The sequence below is a fragment of the Paraburkholderia sp. LEh10 genome (genome assembly GCF_017814945.1).
Classification (GTDB): domain Bacteria; phylum Pseudomonadota; class Gammaproteobacteria; order Burkholderiales; family Burkholderiaceae; genus Paraburkholderia.
In genome coordinates this window covers 11,684-25,375 of sequence record NZ_JAGIPX010000008.1, presented here as the reverse complement: position 1 = coordinate 25,375, position 13,692 = coordinate 11,684, and the positions used below count along the sequence as shown (strand labels likewise).

The 13,692-nt window shown below is 64.5% G+C and carries 18 protein-coding genes; 6 read left to right on the top strand and 12 right to left on the bottom strand.

What is annotated here, in order from left to right:
- Positions 1-46 precede the first annotated feature (46 nt).
- The 3 genes from J8I87_RS08810 (at position 47) to cls (ending at position 2,189) form a co-directional block, all read left to right on the top strand.
- On the top strand, positions 47-259 hold the full coding sequence (locus J8I87_RS08810; RefSeq protein WP_209931068.1) for a hypothetical protein: 213 nt from the start codon (positions 47-49) through the stop codon (positions 257-259).
- A gap of 303 nt (positions 260-562) precedes the next feature.
- Positions 563-823, top strand: coding sequence for a hypothetical protein (locus J8I87_RS08805; RefSeq protein WP_209931067.1), 261 nt, complete (start codon positions 563-565; stop codon positions 821-823).
- Positions 824-926: 103 nt separating this feature from the next.
- Positions 927-2,189, top strand: coding sequence for a cardiolipin synthase (cls, locus tag J8I87_RS08800; RefSeq protein ID WP_209931066.1), 1,263 nt, complete (start codon positions 927-929; stop codon positions 2,187-2,189).
- On the opposite strand, the gene J8I87_RS08795 is transcribed toward cls, so the two are convergent.
- The 5 genes from J8I87_RS08795 to J8I87_RS08775 form a co-directional block, all read right to left on the bottom strand.
- Complete coding sequence (locus tag J8I87_RS08795) at positions 2,180-2,458, bottom strand: hypothetical protein (protein WP_209931065.1); 279 nt, start codon at positions 2,456-2,458, stop codon at positions 2,180-2,182. The genes cls and J8I87_RS08795 overlap by 10 nt on opposite strands.
- 84 nt (positions 2,459-2,542) lie before the next feature.
- Complete coding sequence (locus J8I87_RS08790; RefSeq protein WP_209931064.1) at positions 2,543-2,860, bottom strand: high-potential iron-sulfur protein; 318 nt, start codon at positions 2,858-2,860, stop codon at positions 2,543-2,545.
- Positions 2,841-3,611 (bottom strand): Pr6Pr family membrane protein, encoded by a 771-nt coding sequence (locus J8I87_RS08785; RefSeq protein ID WP_209931063.1) that lies wholly within the window; start codon positions 3,609-3,611, stop codon positions 2,841-2,843. The genes J8I87_RS08790 and J8I87_RS08785 overlap by 20 nt, the downstream gene beginning before the upstream one ends.
- A gap of 147 nt (positions 3,612-3,758) precedes the next feature.
- Positions 3,759-4,574, bottom strand: a complete 816-nt coding sequence (locus J8I87_RS08780) for an esterase-like activity of phytase family protein (protein ID WP_313064319.1) — start codon at positions 4,572-4,574, stop codon at positions 3,759-3,761.
- Positions 4,575-4,823: 249 nt separating this feature from the next.
- On the bottom strand, positions 4,824-5,705 hold the full coding sequence (locus J8I87_RS08775; RefSeq protein WP_245253815.1) for a formate/nitrite transporter family protein: 882 nt from the start codon (positions 5,703-5,705) through the stop codon (positions 4,824-4,826).
- A gap of 224 nt (positions 5,706-5,929) precedes the next feature.
- Here J8I87_RS08775 and J8I87_RS08770 point away from each other — a divergent pair, with 224 nt between their 5' ends.
- Together J8I87_RS08770 and J8I87_RS08765 are read left to right on the top strand one after the other, a co-directional pair.
- Positions 5,930-6,586 (top strand): J domain-containing protein, encoded by a 657-nt coding sequence (locus J8I87_RS08770; protein ID WP_209931061.1) that lies wholly within the window; start codon positions 5,930-5,932, stop codon positions 6,584-6,586.
- 81 nt (positions 6,587-6,667) lie between these two features.
- Positions 6,668-7,225 carry a hypothetical protein gene (locus J8I87_RS08765; RefSeq protein ID WP_209931060.1) on the top strand — a complete coding sequence of 186 codons (558 nt, stop codon included), beginning with the start codon at positions 6,668-6,670 and terminating at the stop codon, positions 7,223-7,225.
- A 120-nt stretch (positions 7,226-7,345) separates the two neighbouring features.
- Here the strand turns inward: J8I87_RS08765 and J8I87_RS08760 are convergent, their stop codons facing one another.
- Positions 7,346-7,654 carry a hypothetical protein gene (locus J8I87_RS08760; protein ID WP_209931059.1) on the bottom strand — a complete coding sequence of 103 codons (309 nt, stop codon included), beginning with the start codon at positions 7,652-7,654 and terminating at the stop codon, positions 7,346-7,348.
- A gap of 148 nt (positions 7,655-7,802) precedes the next feature.
- The gene (hpaC, locus tag J8I87_RS08755; protein ID WP_209931058.1) at positions 7,803-8,336 is read right to left on the bottom strand and encodes a 4-hydroxyphenylacetate 3-monooxygenase, reductase component; all 534 of its coding nucleotides are present in this window, start codon (positions 8,334-8,336) and stop codon (positions 7,803-7,805) included.
- 345 nt (positions 8,337-8,681) lie between these two features.
- On the opposite strand from hpaC, the gene J8I87_RS08750 reads away from it, so the two are divergent.
- Entirely contained in the window at positions 8,682-9,347 is a 666-nt protein-coding gene (locus tag J8I87_RS08750) for a response regulator transcription factor (RefSeq protein ID WP_209931057.1), read from the top strand.
- A 59-nt stretch (positions 9,348-9,406) separates the two neighbouring features.
- Here the strand turns inward: J8I87_RS08750 and J8I87_RS08745 are convergent, their stop codons facing one another.
- From J8I87_RS08745 to J8I87_RS08725, 5 genes are read right to left on the bottom strand one after another with little or no spacing between them, the layout of a single operon-like run.
- Positions 9,407-10,150 (bottom strand): SDR family NAD(P)-dependent oxidoreductase, encoded by a 744-nt coding sequence (locus tag J8I87_RS08745; RefSeq protein ID WP_209931056.1) that lies wholly within the window; start codon positions 10,148-10,150, stop codon positions 9,407-9,409.
- A 59-nt stretch (positions 10,151-10,209) separates the two neighbouring features.
- Positions 10,210-11,349, bottom strand: a complete 1,140-nt coding sequence (locus J8I87_RS08740) for an amidase (RefSeq protein WP_209931055.1) — start codon at positions 11,347-11,349, stop codon at positions 10,210-10,212.
- Entirely contained in the window at positions 11,346-11,873 is a 528-nt protein-coding gene (locus J8I87_RS08735) for a nuclear transport factor 2 family protein (protein ID WP_209931054.1), read from the bottom strand. Before J8I87_RS08735 ends, J8I87_RS08740 begins: the two co-directional genes overlap by 4 nt.
- A 3-nt stretch (positions 11,874-11,876) precedes the next feature.
- Positions 11,877-12,269, bottom strand: coding sequence for a hypothetical protein (locus J8I87_RS08730; protein WP_209931053.1), 393 nt, complete (start codon positions 12,267-12,269; stop codon positions 11,877-11,879).
- 51 nt (positions 12,270-12,320) lie between these two features.
- Positions 12,321-13,517: an acyl-CoA dehydrogenase family protein gene (locus tag J8I87_RS08725; protein WP_209931052.1), complete on the bottom strand. Its 1,197-nt coding sequence runs from the start codon at positions 13,515-13,517 to the stop codon at positions 12,321-12,323.
- Positions 13,518-13,692: the final 175 nt, after the last annotated feature.

Genomic DNA, 13,692 nt, shown 5'->3' with positions numbered 1-13,692 from the left:
AACCCTAGGTTTGAGATAGAATGCGAACTCATAGGAAGAGACTGCCATGCCGCCCCATTTTCAGATCTTTGAAAAAATTGCCTTTACGCTGGTTGTGATGTCCGCCGTGCTGTGCTCCGGCTATATCGCCTGGGAAACGTCGCCGGGTTTCCAGGAAGCCGTTCATGCCACCGCCGCCGCCGTCCGCTGGAGCGGCGACTATTCGTTCATCTGCGCGTCGACGGCGACGAACGCCTGCGATCAGTTGCCCGTCGACTGACTCCTCGACACCGATTCGCGCAACACGCTGGCGCGTCTCACGACGCAGGCCGGCGAGCAGCGTCGCGTAATTTTCACTCCTTCCGTCGGTGCTTTTTTCAATGCACCGGCCGGCCATCGCGGGTAAGCCGCGCCCCGTCTTGAACACGCATTCGGAACGCTACTTGCTTGCAACTAGCGGCTGGCCTCGTTCGTCGCGATGACACGAAGCCCGCGTTCCTTCGAAAACCGTCCTGCCCGTCGTCGGTTGTGAACGGCGGGCCCTAACGGCCTGGAACCATTCCTGTGCATGAGGAGCCGCGCCATGACACCCGTCACCAAGTATGAAATGCAGATCCTGCAAGCTGATATGCGCATGCTCCTCGCCGTCGACGACAAGGCGATCGAGCTGGTTACGGCCAAGGTCGCCGGCGGCGAGGCGGGCAAGTGCTACGCGGTGCTCCACACCGATTCGCTCGCGACACTGTGCGGCTGGCGCGAAGTGATGCAGGAAGGCGGGCGCCCGCATCGGCTCGTGAACAACCTGTACGGCTATCGTCAGGAAGTGAACAACCCGGACTGGTAGTGCACAGCTTCGCGCGCCGACGCGCTGATGCAGCAAGGCGCGCGCAATCCTCTTCGGGGGCGCTTCCCCGACTCTTGCAAAAGCACATGGCTGAACGCGGCGCATGCTGACGATACTGCTCACAGTCGTCGTCACGCTCGTCGTCGTGCTCGTGATCGCCAATCTGTCGACGGGCGAAAAGAAGATCGAGCACAAGATCGAGCGTCTGTACGGCAGCCACGATCCCCAGTTCATCCGCTCGATGGGCCTGCTGCTCGGGCCGCCCGTCGTGTCCGGCAACCGCTTCGAGGTGCTCGTCAACGGCGACGAGATCTTTCCGTCGATGCTCGAAGCGATCGACGGCGCGCAGAAAACCATCACGTTCGAAACGTTCATCTACTGGTCCGGCGCGATCGGCGAGCAGATCGCGGCGGCGCTGTCGAAGAAGGCGCGCGCGGGCGTCGCAGTGCATGTGCTGCTCGACTGGGTCGGCTCGCAGAAGATGGACCCGCGCTATCTGCGCATGCTCAAGGATGCAGGTGCGCAGGTGATCCAGTATCACAAGCCGCACTGGACGGGACTTGGCCGCATGAACGATCGCACGCACCGCAAACTGCTCGTGATCGATGGACGCATCGGCTTTACAGGCGGTGTCGGCATTGCGCAGGAATGGACGGGACATGCACAAGACGACATGCACTGGCGCGACACGCATTTCCGCGTCACGGGCCCCGTAGTCGGACACATGCAGGCCGTCTTCATGGACAACTGGATGAAGACCACAGGCAATGTATTGCACGGGCCCGATTACTTTCCGTCGCCGAGCGACGACGGCGAGGGGCTCGCGCACATGTTCAGCAGTTCACCTTCGGGCGGTAGCGACGACATGCAGTTGATGTATCTGATGGCGATCACGGCAGCGGCCCGCTCGATCCATCTCGCGAGCGCCTATTTCGTTCCCGACCGGCTGACGATCAACGCGATCGTCGAAGCGGCAAAGCGCGGCGTCGCGGTGCAGATCCTGACGCCCGGCAAGCGCATCGATGCGCATACCGTGCGCGAGGCCTCGCGCGCATGCTGGGGACCGTTGCTCGAAGCTGGCGTGCAGATGTTCGAGTATCAGCCGACGATGTTCCACGTCAAGCTCCTCGTCGTCGACGAATGCCTCGTGTCGGTCGGCTCGACGAATTTCGATTCGCGCTCGTTCAAGCTGAACGACGAAGCGAACCTCAACATCTACGACGCTGCCTTCGCGCGCCGTCAGATGCAGATTTTCGCGGACGATCTCGCGAAGTCGAAGCGCGTGACGCTCGCTGACTGGAACAGCCGGTCATGGGCCGAGAAACTCGTCGACCGGGTGGTCGCGCTGCTCGATCCTCAGCTTTGACGTGCGACGCCGGATACGTGCCGCTCCTGCGGCGCGGCGCGCGTCATGTGCATCGGCGGTTCGCGCGCGGGCGGATCACCTGCAGGCGGCTCCTGAAAAGGCGGTCCGCGATCCGGTTCGCGTTCCGGTATGGGCGGAGAGTCGGTGCCCGGGTCGGGGTCGTCGTCGGGCGGCGGCGCCGGGTCGGGATCGACCTCGGGCGGCATCGGCGTGTGCAGATGCTCGCGTAGTCGCCAGGGCAGCGGGGTGTGAAACGCAGTTTGATTCATCGCGTGGGTCCCGTGAGTGCAGTTCAACACACTGACGAAATCCGCAATGCATGTGCCATCTGCCGCAAGCGTCTCCGCGAGCAACTACATGTTCGTGTATGAACTACACCAGCCGCCGCCCGCCACCTGTTTCGCGCCGAACAGCGAGCAGCCGCCCCATGCATCCGTCGGGCTGCCCTGAAACAGCGAACAGTTGTTGCAGGTCTGCCCTGTCTTGTAATCCGGGAAGCGTGACTTGTCGACTTTCGCGGCGACGCTCACGTAACCGACCGCCGTTGCCGCGGGATCGGATTCGCTGAGTCTGTCGTCCGCGCGGGCGTCGCGGCTTGCTGTCAGCGCGGCGCACAGGCCCACTGCGGAACCGATGCCCACTACGATGAATTCACGCCGGGTCGTTGTCATGATGAGTCTCCCGCAGGCCGGGCACGGACGCGGATGAGATCGACGGCATGGGGCGCCCGTGATTGATCGCGACGAACAGGGCCATCAGCAGCAGAAAAGCGAATACGAGCAGGCTCGCGTTGATCAGCGCGCGCTCATAGCCAAGCTCACCCGCGTCGATGAACGGATAAGGATAGAAGTCGGAGAACGCGCCGCGCACCATCGTCAGCGCGAGATAGCCGAGCGGATAGACGAGCCACAAAAGCAGATGGCGCAGCGTCAGATGCAGGCGCGGCACGAACAGCAGCCAGTACAGCGCGATGAGCACAGGGACGATCGTGTGCAGGCTTTCGTTGAGCAGCATGCGCCAGCCGGACGGCGTCCACAGCTGGCGCAGCAGCAGGTTGTACGCGAAGCCGACGAACACGATATAGACGGTCACGGCCGTCACGACGGCAGGGTGCCGGAAGAAGCGCACGACGGGCATGCGGCTGCGCGGCGAGAAGAACGCCACACAGCTGAAGCACAGCGCACAGGTGAAGATGGTCAGATTGGTCAGGTAGCTGGTGAGCCGCTCGATGCCGTCGAATACACCAAAGCCGCGCGTCAGCATGCGGTGCATCGTGATGTCCGTCTGCGCGGCGAACGCGAGCCAGGCGATCAGCGCGATCGACGCAGCCAGCGCCACCGATGCGGCGCCCGGCGCATGCAGCGGCAATTCGGGCTCGATATCGGCAAGCGGCGGCGAAGCGGGGGACGCGGACTCTTTCATGAGTCGATTCTATACGCGCGAGCCAGCGTGTGCAGGACGCGCGCCGATGCGAAACGGCAACCCGCCAAAAAAGAGAGCCGTCCGCGGATTGCCGCGGCCGGCCCATCTCAACGTCCGTCAGGGGACGCAGGAACTCAGCGGGTCGTTTCAGTGACCATGGCCGTCGTGGTCATGATCGTGGTCACGGTCTTGATCGTCGTCGTCCCGGCCGCACACGTCATCGTGCTCGCGGCCGGTCTTCGACATGCGCTGCAAACGCTGCGCGACATAGTCCGGCAGATCGGCCAGGTCGATGGCGAGGACGAAAAACTGGTTCGGATTCGCGATGCCAGACGGGTGATTCGAGTCGGTCACCGTCGCGGGGAAGTCGTTGTCGTTCGCGACGAAGAGCGTGCGCTTCTGCACGCCGCGCACCGTCACGTCCGGGCCGAATGCGATGCCTTCGATTTTCGCGGGAATGTCGTTCGCGGTGTAGCCGTGCGCCTGCAGCACGGCGACCACGTCGAGGAACAGCGTCTTTTTTACCGCATACGGCTTGAGGCCCGTGTCGCCGCTTGCCTGGCTCACGTCCTGCGCGCCCGTCAGATCGATGCGCGAGATCTGCTTGAACGAAGCCGTCGAATTGTCGCCGAGGCCCTTGCCGTCGCGCTCGTCCACCAGCAGCTCGTGATCGTTGATGGCGAGCACGTCGCTGATCGTCGGGTACTTCGGCTTGTCCGTCGTGCCGATGTTCGTGAGGGGATACGCGTATTGCGTCGTGCGTCCCGTGCGGATGTCGATCTTCACGATACGCGTGAACTGGCCGTGCGTGCCGCCGTCCTGGATCAGCGGGCTTTGCATCGCGCCGTAAAGCGTGGTGCCATCCGGTGTGATCGCAAGACCCTCCATGCCCTTGTTCGCGACACGGCCCGACTTGTTCATGCTGATTTCGTCGTTGCCGACGGGCGATAGCGGGCGCAGCACGGAAGTGTCCTTGAAAGGAGCGATGCAATGAGGGCGGCGCCGGGCGCAAACGGCGACTGCGCGCAAGCAACCCGAACGCAAGCTTTCTTGCTTTTTATTTCCGGGGTCCGATGTTGCGTCACATGTATGTCCCTGGCGTGACCGGGGTCCGCGCGCGTTGTGGCGCTATGTGTGGCGGCGCACATTTCACATGCGCATTCGTCATTCGTGCGCATGCGCCCGCGACCTCGCGGCATGAACGGCGCGCATTCAGCGCCGCTCGCCGATTTCCGGTGCGATCGCCGCATGATTGAGCAACGCGACGAGCGACATGCCGCCGACCACATTGCCCGCGAGCGTCGGCAGCAAAAAGCGGCTGAAGTAATCGGCAATCGACGCGTCACCCGCCAGCACGGCATACGCAACTTCCGTCGATCCGGCGATGATGTGCGATAGCTTCGCGACGCCGACCACCCACGTGATCAGCAGCACGGTCAGAAGACGCGCGGATTGCGCGCTCGGCAGCAGCCACACCATCAGTGCGATGAGCCATCCGCCGAACACAGCGCGCATGAATGTCGGGAAGGTGTCGGCGGGACCGACGGCCGCGCGCGCGGTTTCGCCGAGGGCATCGACGATGTCGGCTCCGAGCACGCCGGGCACGCGCAGCATCATGGCGAAAATCCACGAGCTGCACAGATTGAAAAACAGTACGACGATCCACAGGCGCAGCGCCTTGAGGAAGCAGCTCATCTCGCGCCGCGTGAGCACGGGCAGCACGACCGTCAACGTGCTTTCGCTAAAGAGCTGCTGACGCCCCAGGATGACGAGCACGAAGCCCGTCGAATACCCGAAGCTCGACACGAGATGCCGCCACGACGTATCGGGCAGACCGGCATCGAGGACGGCTGACGTCAGAAACGAGAATCCCATCGACAGGCCCGCCGCGACAGAGGACCACATCAGCGCGACCACAGTGCGCTCGAGCGCGGCTTCGCCTTCTTCGCGCACGATCTCATGCAACATCAACGCGTGGGGCGCGGTATGTTGCGCGGCCTGATCCTTCTCGCCCTCGTCGAGATGCGGCGATTGCGCGCCGGCTTTTTCCGGGCGGACCTGGGTTCGATCTGGGGGCTCCGCACGCCCGGTCATGCCGTGATCGGGGTGCCCTTCCTGAGATTCGGTCTGTCGTGTCATGGGGCGCTCGCTTGCTGCGCGGGTCGGTCGCATGCGCATCGCGTAGCGTTTTGCAAAAACGGTGCCTGCATCGACGACATGGTGATTGCCTTTCGTCGGACAAGGCCGCTTCGGATCAGCGAGGGCGGCATGCTACGATGAATGCGACCGTTACCCGCCAACCGTGAACCGAACGCGACATGACAACGCTTTACGCGAAGCTCGGCGTGTCTCAAGACGCCACCACCGAAGAGATCAAACGCGCGTACCGGAAGGCCGCGATGAAGTGGCACCCGGATCGCAACGCCGGACAGGAAGACGCTGCGCGTGCGGCGTTCCAGGAGATCAAGGACGCATACGCGATTCTCTCCGACGAGGATCAGCGCAAGATCTACGACAACGTCTACGAACAGGAGATGCGGCGCTGGCAGGCGCTGCAAAAGCGCCAGCAGGAGGTGGAAGCGGCGCGTGCGCGCAAGGCGCAGGCCGCCGCGCAGGCGCAATATGCGAAGATGGTCGGCGTCGCGATGCGCTTTGCCGACGAGGGCCACAATCGTGACGTGCTGTTCGGTGTGCTGCTCGGACGCGACTGCGACGCCGGCACTGCACAGCGCATCGCCGACGGCGTGTGGGCGTTGCAGCAGTCGCGCCGCGCCGCGCAGCAAGCTGAAGCGGTCGATGGCGTGGACGCGGACAAGGCCGCGCAATCCACCGCAGCGCCGTCGAAGCCCGCCGAAAACGAAGCGCCGCCGCAGCCTCAGAGCGCTGCATCGAAACACGACAAGCCCTCACAGGAGCCGCGTGGTGCCGGTCTTTTCGATTCGCTGTGGCACGGCTTTTTCGGCGTGCGTTCATAACGCACCGCCCGTACGCCACGCTGGCCTCACGTCCCGCGTTCTTTAAAATGGCGCGATGGACTCACGCATGGACATGCTTCAATGAAAGACGCTTTTGAACGACGCGCTTTGCTGCTGCATCTCGGCGACGCGCTACACGCAATCGAGATCGCGCTTGCTGGCGACGCGCGCCGATACACATTGCAGGATCTGCTGAACGCACATGCCGGGCTTGCCGCTCACGCATGGCTCGCAGCCGTACCGCCCGAAACGAGTGCAGAGGACTTTGCAAGGCGCGCGAGCGCATCGTTCGCGGGATGGCCCGCGCAACTGCTCGAAGAACAGGTCGATTACACGCGCCTCGCACTCGCCGTGCGCGACAACCTGTTCGCTGACCACCTCGCGGGATGGCACGCCTATGTCGACGCGATGAAGCCCGAAGTGGCATGGTTCGGCGACGGGCTGCCTGCTGTAGAAGCCGTGGAAGCATCGCGAATCGCCGAGGCATCCGAGGACACGCAAGCGCGTGCGGCCGATATGGCTGATGCCGCTGATAGATCCGATGTCGAGCGCGCTGAAGAGCGTGGCGAAACGCAGCGTGAAAGCGTCGAGAGCAATGCGGGAGTCTATCCTTCGTGGCCGTGGAAGCCCGGCGTGTGACGCGCATCGATACCGGATGGCGAAGCGCAAGGAAGTAGACAGGACTGAAAGGATATCGCCTCGCGACAGCCGGCCAGCTTCCGGCTGCGGCGAGGCGACAGGGGACACGTCAGGCCTCGATCAATAACCCCAGCGTGCGCGGTCGCGTTCACGCCATTCGTGCTCACGCCAGGCCTCGTGGCGGCGCCATTCGCGCTCGCGCCACTCACGCTCCCGCCATGCGCGGCGCGCGCGCCAGTCCTCGTCCGCGCGCCAGTCGTCGCCATAACCGACCACGACGGGGGCGGGCGCAGCGTACACGGGCTGCACAGGCGCCACGATCACACCCGGCACGCCGAGGCCGACAGCGACATCGACGTGCGCTGACGCCGCCGCCGAAGCGGCCAGCATTGTCAAGCCGATGGCTGCACCCAGCATCATCTTCTTCATTTTTTGCTCCCTGCGCGTGTTTGCGCGTCACTGAAGACGGCTTCAGTCTAGGGGCGCGCTTTCGACACAGGTGCTACGGCGTTGCGAGAAAAGTAACGCCGGGTAACAGCGTGAACGCTCGCGAAGCGTGAGCGCGATCGAGCCGCCATCAGGCCGCGCAGAGCCTCGGCACCCGATGGAAGTTGCGGTCGAAATAAATGAGACTGTCGCCATCGGCGCGCACGCGGATCTGTTGCGCTTCGACGAACATCACAGAATGCGAGCCCACTTCCTTCAGTTCGACGATGCGCCCTTGCAGACTTGCCAGCGCATCGCGCAGCACGGGCACGCGATGCATCCCTTCGTCCCAGACGGGCAAGCTGAAGCGCGCTTCCATCGATAGCTGCGTGAGCCCCGCGAAGTGGCGCGCCAGCAATTCGTGATGCCCCGGCAGCACGTTGATGCAGACGTCGCGATTGCGTTCGAACACGGCGTGCATCGCACTCGAACGGTTCAGGCAGACGAGCAGCGTCGGCGGTGCGTCCGTCACGGAGCATACGGCGCTCGCCGTGATGCCGCAGCGTCCGGATGGCCCGCACGTCGTGATGATGTTGACGGCCGCGCCGAGATGCGCCATGGCCTGGCGGAACTGCTTGCGCGCGTCATCGGGTGCGGTGAGGCTGGGGCGGTGAGTGTCGGACATACGAGTGGCTTCCTGCAGTTGGTTCGCTGCTGTTCGATCGTTCGCCCGCGACGGTTGCGCGCGCGACGTTTCCCATGCAGCAAGCGTACGGCAGACGCGAGGTCAATGTAATCCGCGTGAGCCGCACACAGGTTGGCGGCGCTCCCGAGCCGCCTAAAGGTTTTACCAGGTTGCGTTCGACAGGCAACTGCGCATCGCATTCCCACGCGTGTCGAAGCGGAAAAAGCCTGCATTTAAGGCTTTTCACGGGAATTTGTGCTGGTTATGATGGGTCTTCTCAAAATGAAACGGGCAACGCGAAGAGACGGCCGGACCATACGGCACGCGTTGCGACAGGTAGCAGACATGACAGCAGCCAGCAAGGCGCCATCGACGGGCTCGACCGCCCCCATCGTGTATATCGTCGACGACGACAACGGCATGCGCACATCGCTCGCGTGGCTGTTGGAATCGGTTGGTGTGAAGTCGGAAGGGTTCGCGAACGCGGCGCAGTTTCTGCAAGCCTTCGATGCCAACGTGCCGGCCTGCCTGGTGCTTGATGTGCGAATGCCCGAGACGAGCGGCTTCGACGTGCAAGGGGAACTGAACCGGCGCGGCGCGACATTGCCGATCATTTTCGTCAGCGGCCAAGGCGATATACCGATGTCGGTGCGCGCATTGCAGAACGGCGCAATCGACTTCGTCGAGAAGCCCTACAACTCGCAACAGATGCTCGAGCGCATCCAGCGCGCGATGAAACTCGCCGCGCAGCGGCATGCATCGGATCAGAAGCATCGCGAGCTGCGTCAGCGGATCGAATCGCTGACGGCACGCGAAAAAGAAGTGCTGCGCGGCGTGCTGGATGGCAAGGGCAGCAAGCGCATCGCATCGGATCTGTCGATCAGCGTGAAGACGGTCGACGTGCATCGCGCGAGCATCAAGGACAAGCTCGGCGCATCGTCGATCGCGACGCTCGTGCGCGATGTGATGGCCGTGTGGAGTCCGGGCGAGGACGTGCACCACGAGCGTTGAAAGCAACGAGGGCACGGCCTTAGCGCGGCGCGGCACCGTGCCGTTCAAAGGGTTGCGCGCTAGCGCATGTACAAACCGCCGTTTACGTCCCAGCACGCACCGTTGGCGAAATACGCATCGCCCGATGCAAGCAGCAATGCCATCTGAGCCACGTAGTCCGCCGAGCCTAGACGGCCAACGGGAATGCTTGCGATGACCGTGTCGAGCTTGTCGGCGGGCACGCTTTCGTGAACGATGGGCAGATCGAGCGGGCCAGGCGATATCGCGTTGACGGTCACGCCGCGCGCGGCGAGATCGCGCGCGAACACCTTGGTCAGCGTGATCGCGCCGCCTTTGGCCGCGGCGTAGTGCGCGCCTGTCGCCGAGCCGCCGTTCTGACCCGCCAGCGAAGCGATATTGACGATCCGTCCCGCTCCGCGATCCGCGAAGTACTGGCCGAACACCTGGCAGCCGAACAGCACGCTGCGCAGATTGATGTCGATGACCTGATCGAACTGCTCGGCGGTGATCTCCATGACGGGCACGACTTTCGATGCGCCCGCGTTGTTCACGAGCACATCGACGTGACCCCAACGCCCGATCAACGCGTCGCGTGCCGCTTCGAAGTCCGCTTTCCTCGTGACGTCGAGTTCAATCGCACACGCCGTTTCCTGATCCGCGCTCAGTTCGGCAGCGAGCGTGTGTGCGGCATCGATCGCGATATCGGCGAGCGCGACCTTATAGCCATTGCAGTGGAAATGCCGGGCGACGACGGCGCCCAAACCGCGCGCCGCGCCCGTCACGATGACGACTCTGTTCGACATGAATGATGTTCCTTCGATGCGTGCGTCCACATGAACGCAGGCGGTTGACGGCTGTTCTCTTACGACGCCGCAAGCGCCGTTTCGAAACGCGCGGCGACGGCGCACACCTGTTCGTCCGCGCCCTTGCGCCCGACGATTTGAAGACCCGCTTTCAACGATGAGCCCGCGATCGGCAACGGGAGGCTCAACGCGGGATGGCCGCTCAGGTTGAACGGGCGAATCAGCGACGACATCGCGATCACCGACGTGCCGTTGCGCGCCGCTTCGACGGTGATCGGCAGGGCGGGCAAGGTGGGCAGCACGAGCACGTCAGCATGCTCCAGCGCGCGATCGACGGCCTCGGTGAAGTTGCGCCGCACACGCTCGGCCGCGTCGAGTTGCGCGTCGGTCGTCTGGGCCGCCGCGCGCAGACGCGCGTCGAGGTCGGCGCCGAGCTTGCCCGTTTCGACGAGGTGGCCGAATGCGCGCGACGTTTCCACGTTGATGACGGCCAGGCCCGCATCGAACGCGTCTTTCAGCCAGGCGAGCTCGATGATGCGCGACGCGCATTCTGCGCGCCGGACCGCGCGTTCGACGCCCTCACGGATCGATGCGTCCGCGTCGACGGAAACGATCGCGACGTTCGGCGCGGCGCTGTCGCGTCTTGCCGCACCCATGTCGAACGCGGGCGCGATGGCCGCCATCGCGTCGACGAGCGTGACCATCTCGCGTGCAAACGGACCGACGCAATCGAGCGTCGAATGGCGCGGCACGACACCGCGCCGCGATACGCGCCCGAACGTCGGCTTGAGTCCGATCACGCCGCAACACGCGGCAGGTCCGCGAATCGAGCCGCCCGTGTCGGTGCCGAGCGCGGCGTCGACGAGCCGCAGTCCGACGGCCGCCGCCGATCCGCTCGACGATCCGCCCGGAATGCGCGCCGCGTCTTGCGGATTCACGGGCGTGCCCGTGTAGTCGTTGATGCCCGTCATGCCGAACGCGAGCTCATGCATGTTCGTCTTGCCCGCGATGCGCCAGCCCGCATCGAGCAGACGCTGCACGACCTCGGCATGCGCGGCGGCGGGCGGCTCGCCGGCGAGCGCGCGGCTCGCTCCCGTCGTCGGATAGCCCGCGATGTCGATCGAATCCTTGATCGCGATGGCCGGGCCCTGCGCGCAAGGGTCCGCGCTCAACGTGAACGCGCTGATGAATGCCGTCATGATGTCGTGTCCTTGCGGCTGTTGACGTGCCAGGGCGCATCGAAAAGACGCTCGGTGCGAAAGTGCTGGATCTGCCACGTGCGGCCATCGGGCGCGGGCGTGAAGTCCACTTCGAGGCGCGCCGCGATCAGTTCGGCGCGCGTATCGACATAGCCCGATGCCTGCAGCATGATCCAGCGGCCTTTCGCGCGTGTGCCGTCGACATCGATTGTCTCCGAGGTCAGGAAATGCACGTTGGTCGCGAAATGCGGCGCAGGCGGCAGATAGCGCTGCAGCATCGCGAGAATGTCGGCACTGCCTTGCAGGCGGCCGAACTTCTGCGTGTATTGTGGACCGATGCCTTCCCACACGGCATCTTGCGTGAACAGCGCGGCGAGCGATTCACCGTCGAGCGCGCCCGAAGGCACATCGCACAGCGCCATGTAGCGCGCGATCGTTTCGCGCACCGCGCGTTCGGCTTCGAGCGCCGCGATGCGCGCGTGCAGCGCGTCGAGCGTGGCGGCGGATACCGGGGTGTCGCTCATCGCTCAGGCCCCGCTGTGCGCCGCGCTATGAGCCGTTGCCGGCGGCACCGTCAGCGCACGCCCCACGCGTGCCTCGATCTTGCCGTAGCGCCATAGGTTGTAGTCGCCGACGGGCGTGGTGCGATACAGATTGCAGACAGCGACGGCCGTGTCGAAGTCGGCGACGTCGGCCATGATGTAGAAAGTCCACGGCGCGCCGTCGGACTGTCCGACGACGAGGCGGTCGTCGTCCATGATGCCGAGCACGCGCACGTTGTCCATTGCTTCGATGGCGGACAGCATCTTGCCGTAGGCCTGCCATACTTCGCCGATCTGCTCGCGCGGCAAGTCGAAGAAATTCTGCGTGACGCCGCAGCAGAACAGAACACGCAACGGCAGCGAACGATTGTCAGTCATGAAGCGAAACTCCCTTGAAAACAGGCATGAAACGATGAGTATCCAAAGCGGTTACAGATAACCCGGAATCGGCGGCACGCCGACGAAGACAGCACCCGCGCCGTCGTAGTTGCCTTCGCCGAGAAACGCGTGCTGCGTGACGACCATTGCATCGCGCATCAGACGCTGCAGCGGGTGCGTGCGATAGATCGCCATCGTCCCGCCCAGCCGATAAGCGCGCCCGACGACGTCCGCGCCTTCGCGCGCGATCTGCGTCGCGGCGAGGCGCAACAGGCTGACCTGGTCCGGCGTCACGTCGTTGCCGGCGAGGATCGACTGCCACACGCCGTCGGTCGATTCATAAAAGAACGCGCGCGCCGAGCGCAACTGCGCCTCGGCTTTCGCGAGCTCGATGCGGTAATACGCGCGCTGCGCGAGTTGCGGCGCGCCCGTCGTCGTCTTGCGGCCACCTGCCATCTGGTTCGCGACGTCGAGCGCCGCGCGTGCGAGCCCGAGGTTCACGACGGCGAGCACCTGCGCTGCGTAGGCGATGGTCGGATAGCGGTACAGCGGCTCATCGACGCTCGGCGTGCCACCGCGCACGAAGGTCCACTCGTCGGCGACGAACTGGCCGGTGACGCGCAGATCGTGGCTGCCCGTGCCCTGCATGCCGACCACGTCCCAGTTCTCGACGATCTCGACCTGTTCCGGCCGGAACACGGCCGTGCGCGGCTTGCCGGGGGCGGCGCCGTCGTTGCCCCCCGTTCCTATCCCGACGCCCAGCCAGTCCGCGCCCTTGCAGCCGCTCGCGAACTTCCACGTGCCATCGACGCGCCATCCGCCGGGCGAGGGCTGCGCGGCCTGCACGGGAAAGAGGCCGCCCGCGAAGACCTGGTCCGGGCCCGCCGCATAGATGATTTCCTGCGTGGCGAGCGGCAGCGCGGCGAGATACACGTTCGCGGAGCCGAAGCTCGCGACCCACGCGGCCGAACCGTCCGCGACGGCGATGCGTTCGATCATCGCGAGAAACTCGCCCGGCGCACGCGCATCGCCGCCGAAACGCCGGGGCGTGCCCGCACGATAGATGCCGGCGCGTTTGAGTTTCGCGATCACGTCGCGCGGCACATGCGAAACGCGCTCGAATTCCTCGCGGCGCGCGAAGATTTCAGCGATCACGTCGTCGAGCGGCAATGCATCGGCGGGCCCGCTTTCGAGCGGTCGCGCGGCGTGATCGTCATACGAGGCGAGGGCAGTTGCGGCGGCTGACATGTCGAAGTCTCCTGGATGCGTTAGACGCGATTGACGTTCAGGCCAGTCTAAAAACGCAAAAAGCCTTCAACAATTGGGGCACCCGTGCGCATCGCCTGGTATCGACGCCTGCCTGCCTAAAGAATTCTTTAGCGCTTCGATGCACGGCGCGAGTGTTATGGTTAGGCCTGCATTC

What these genes read in the sequence shown, in the direction of transcription:
- J8I87_RS08760 (WP_209931059.1), bottom strand. Translation starts at nt 7,654, where the DNA reads ATGAAGAAGATGATGCTGGGTGCAGCCATCGGCTTGACAATGCTGGCC.
- J8I87_RS08740 (WP_209931055.1), bottom strand. Translation starts at nt 11,349, where the DNA reads ATGACGGCATTCATCAGCGCGTTCACGTTGAGCGCGGACCCTTGCGCG.
- hpaC (WP_209931058.1), bottom strand. Translation starts at nt 8,336, where the DNA reads ATGTCCGACACTCACCGCCCCAGCCTCACCGCACCCGATGACGCGCGC.
- J8I87_RS08765 (WP_209931060.1), top strand. Translation starts at nt 6,668, where the DNA reads ATGAAAGACGCTTTTGAACGACGCGCTTTGCTGCTGCATCTCGGCGAC.
- J8I87_RS08735 (WP_209931054.1), bottom strand. Translation starts at nt 11,873, where the DNA reads ATGAGCGACACCCCGGTATCCGCCGCCACGCTCGACGCGCTGCACGCG.
- J8I87_RS08745 (WP_209931056.1), bottom strand. Translation starts at nt 10,150, where the DNA reads ATGTCGAACAGAGTCGTCATCGTGACGGGCGCGGCGCGCGGTTTGGGC.
- J8I87_RS08805 (WP_209931067.1), top strand. Translation starts at nt 563, where the DNA reads ATGACACCCGTCACCAAGTATGAAATGCAGATCCTGCAAGCTGATATG.
- cls (WP_209931066.1), top strand. Translation starts at nt 927, where the DNA reads ATGCTGACGATACTGCTCACAGTCGTCGTCACGCTCGTCGTCGTGCTC.
- J8I87_RS08810 (WP_209931068.1), top strand. Translation starts at nt 47, where the DNA reads ATGCCGCCCCATTTTCAGATCTTTGAAAAAATTGCCTTTACGCTGGTT.
- J8I87_RS08785 (WP_209931063.1), bottom strand. Translation starts at nt 3,611, where the DNA reads ATGAAAGAGTCCGCGTCCCCCGCTTCGCCGCCGCTTGCCGATATCGAG.
- J8I87_RS08790 (WP_209931064.1), bottom strand. Translation starts at nt 2,860, where the DNA reads ATGACAACGACCCGGCGTGAATTCATCGTAGTGGGCATCGGTTCCGCA.
- J8I87_RS08725 (WP_209931052.1), bottom strand. Translation starts at nt 13,517, where the DNA reads ATGTCAGCCGCCGCAACTGCCCTCGCCTCGTATGACGATCACGCCGCG.
- J8I87_RS08770 (WP_209931061.1), top strand. Translation starts at nt 5,930, where the DNA reads ATGACAACGCTTTACGCGAAGCTCGGCGTGTCTCAAGACGCCACCACC.
- J8I87_RS08730 (WP_209931053.1), bottom strand. Translation starts at nt 12,269, where the DNA reads ATGACTGACAATCGTTCGCTGCCGTTGCGTGTTCTGTTCTGCTGCGGC.
- J8I87_RS08795 (WP_209931065.1), bottom strand. Translation starts at nt 2,458, where the DNA reads ATGAATCAAACTGCGTTTCACACCCCGCTGCCCTGGCGACTACGCGAG.
- J8I87_RS08775 (WP_245253815.1), bottom strand. Translation starts at nt 5,705, where the DNA reads ATGACCGGGCGTGCGGAGCCCCCAGATCGAACCCAGGTCCGCCCGGAA.
- J8I87_RS08750 (WP_209931057.1), top strand. Translation starts at nt 8,682, where the DNA reads ATGACAGCAGCCAGCAAGGCGCCATCGACGGGCTCGACCGCCCCCATC.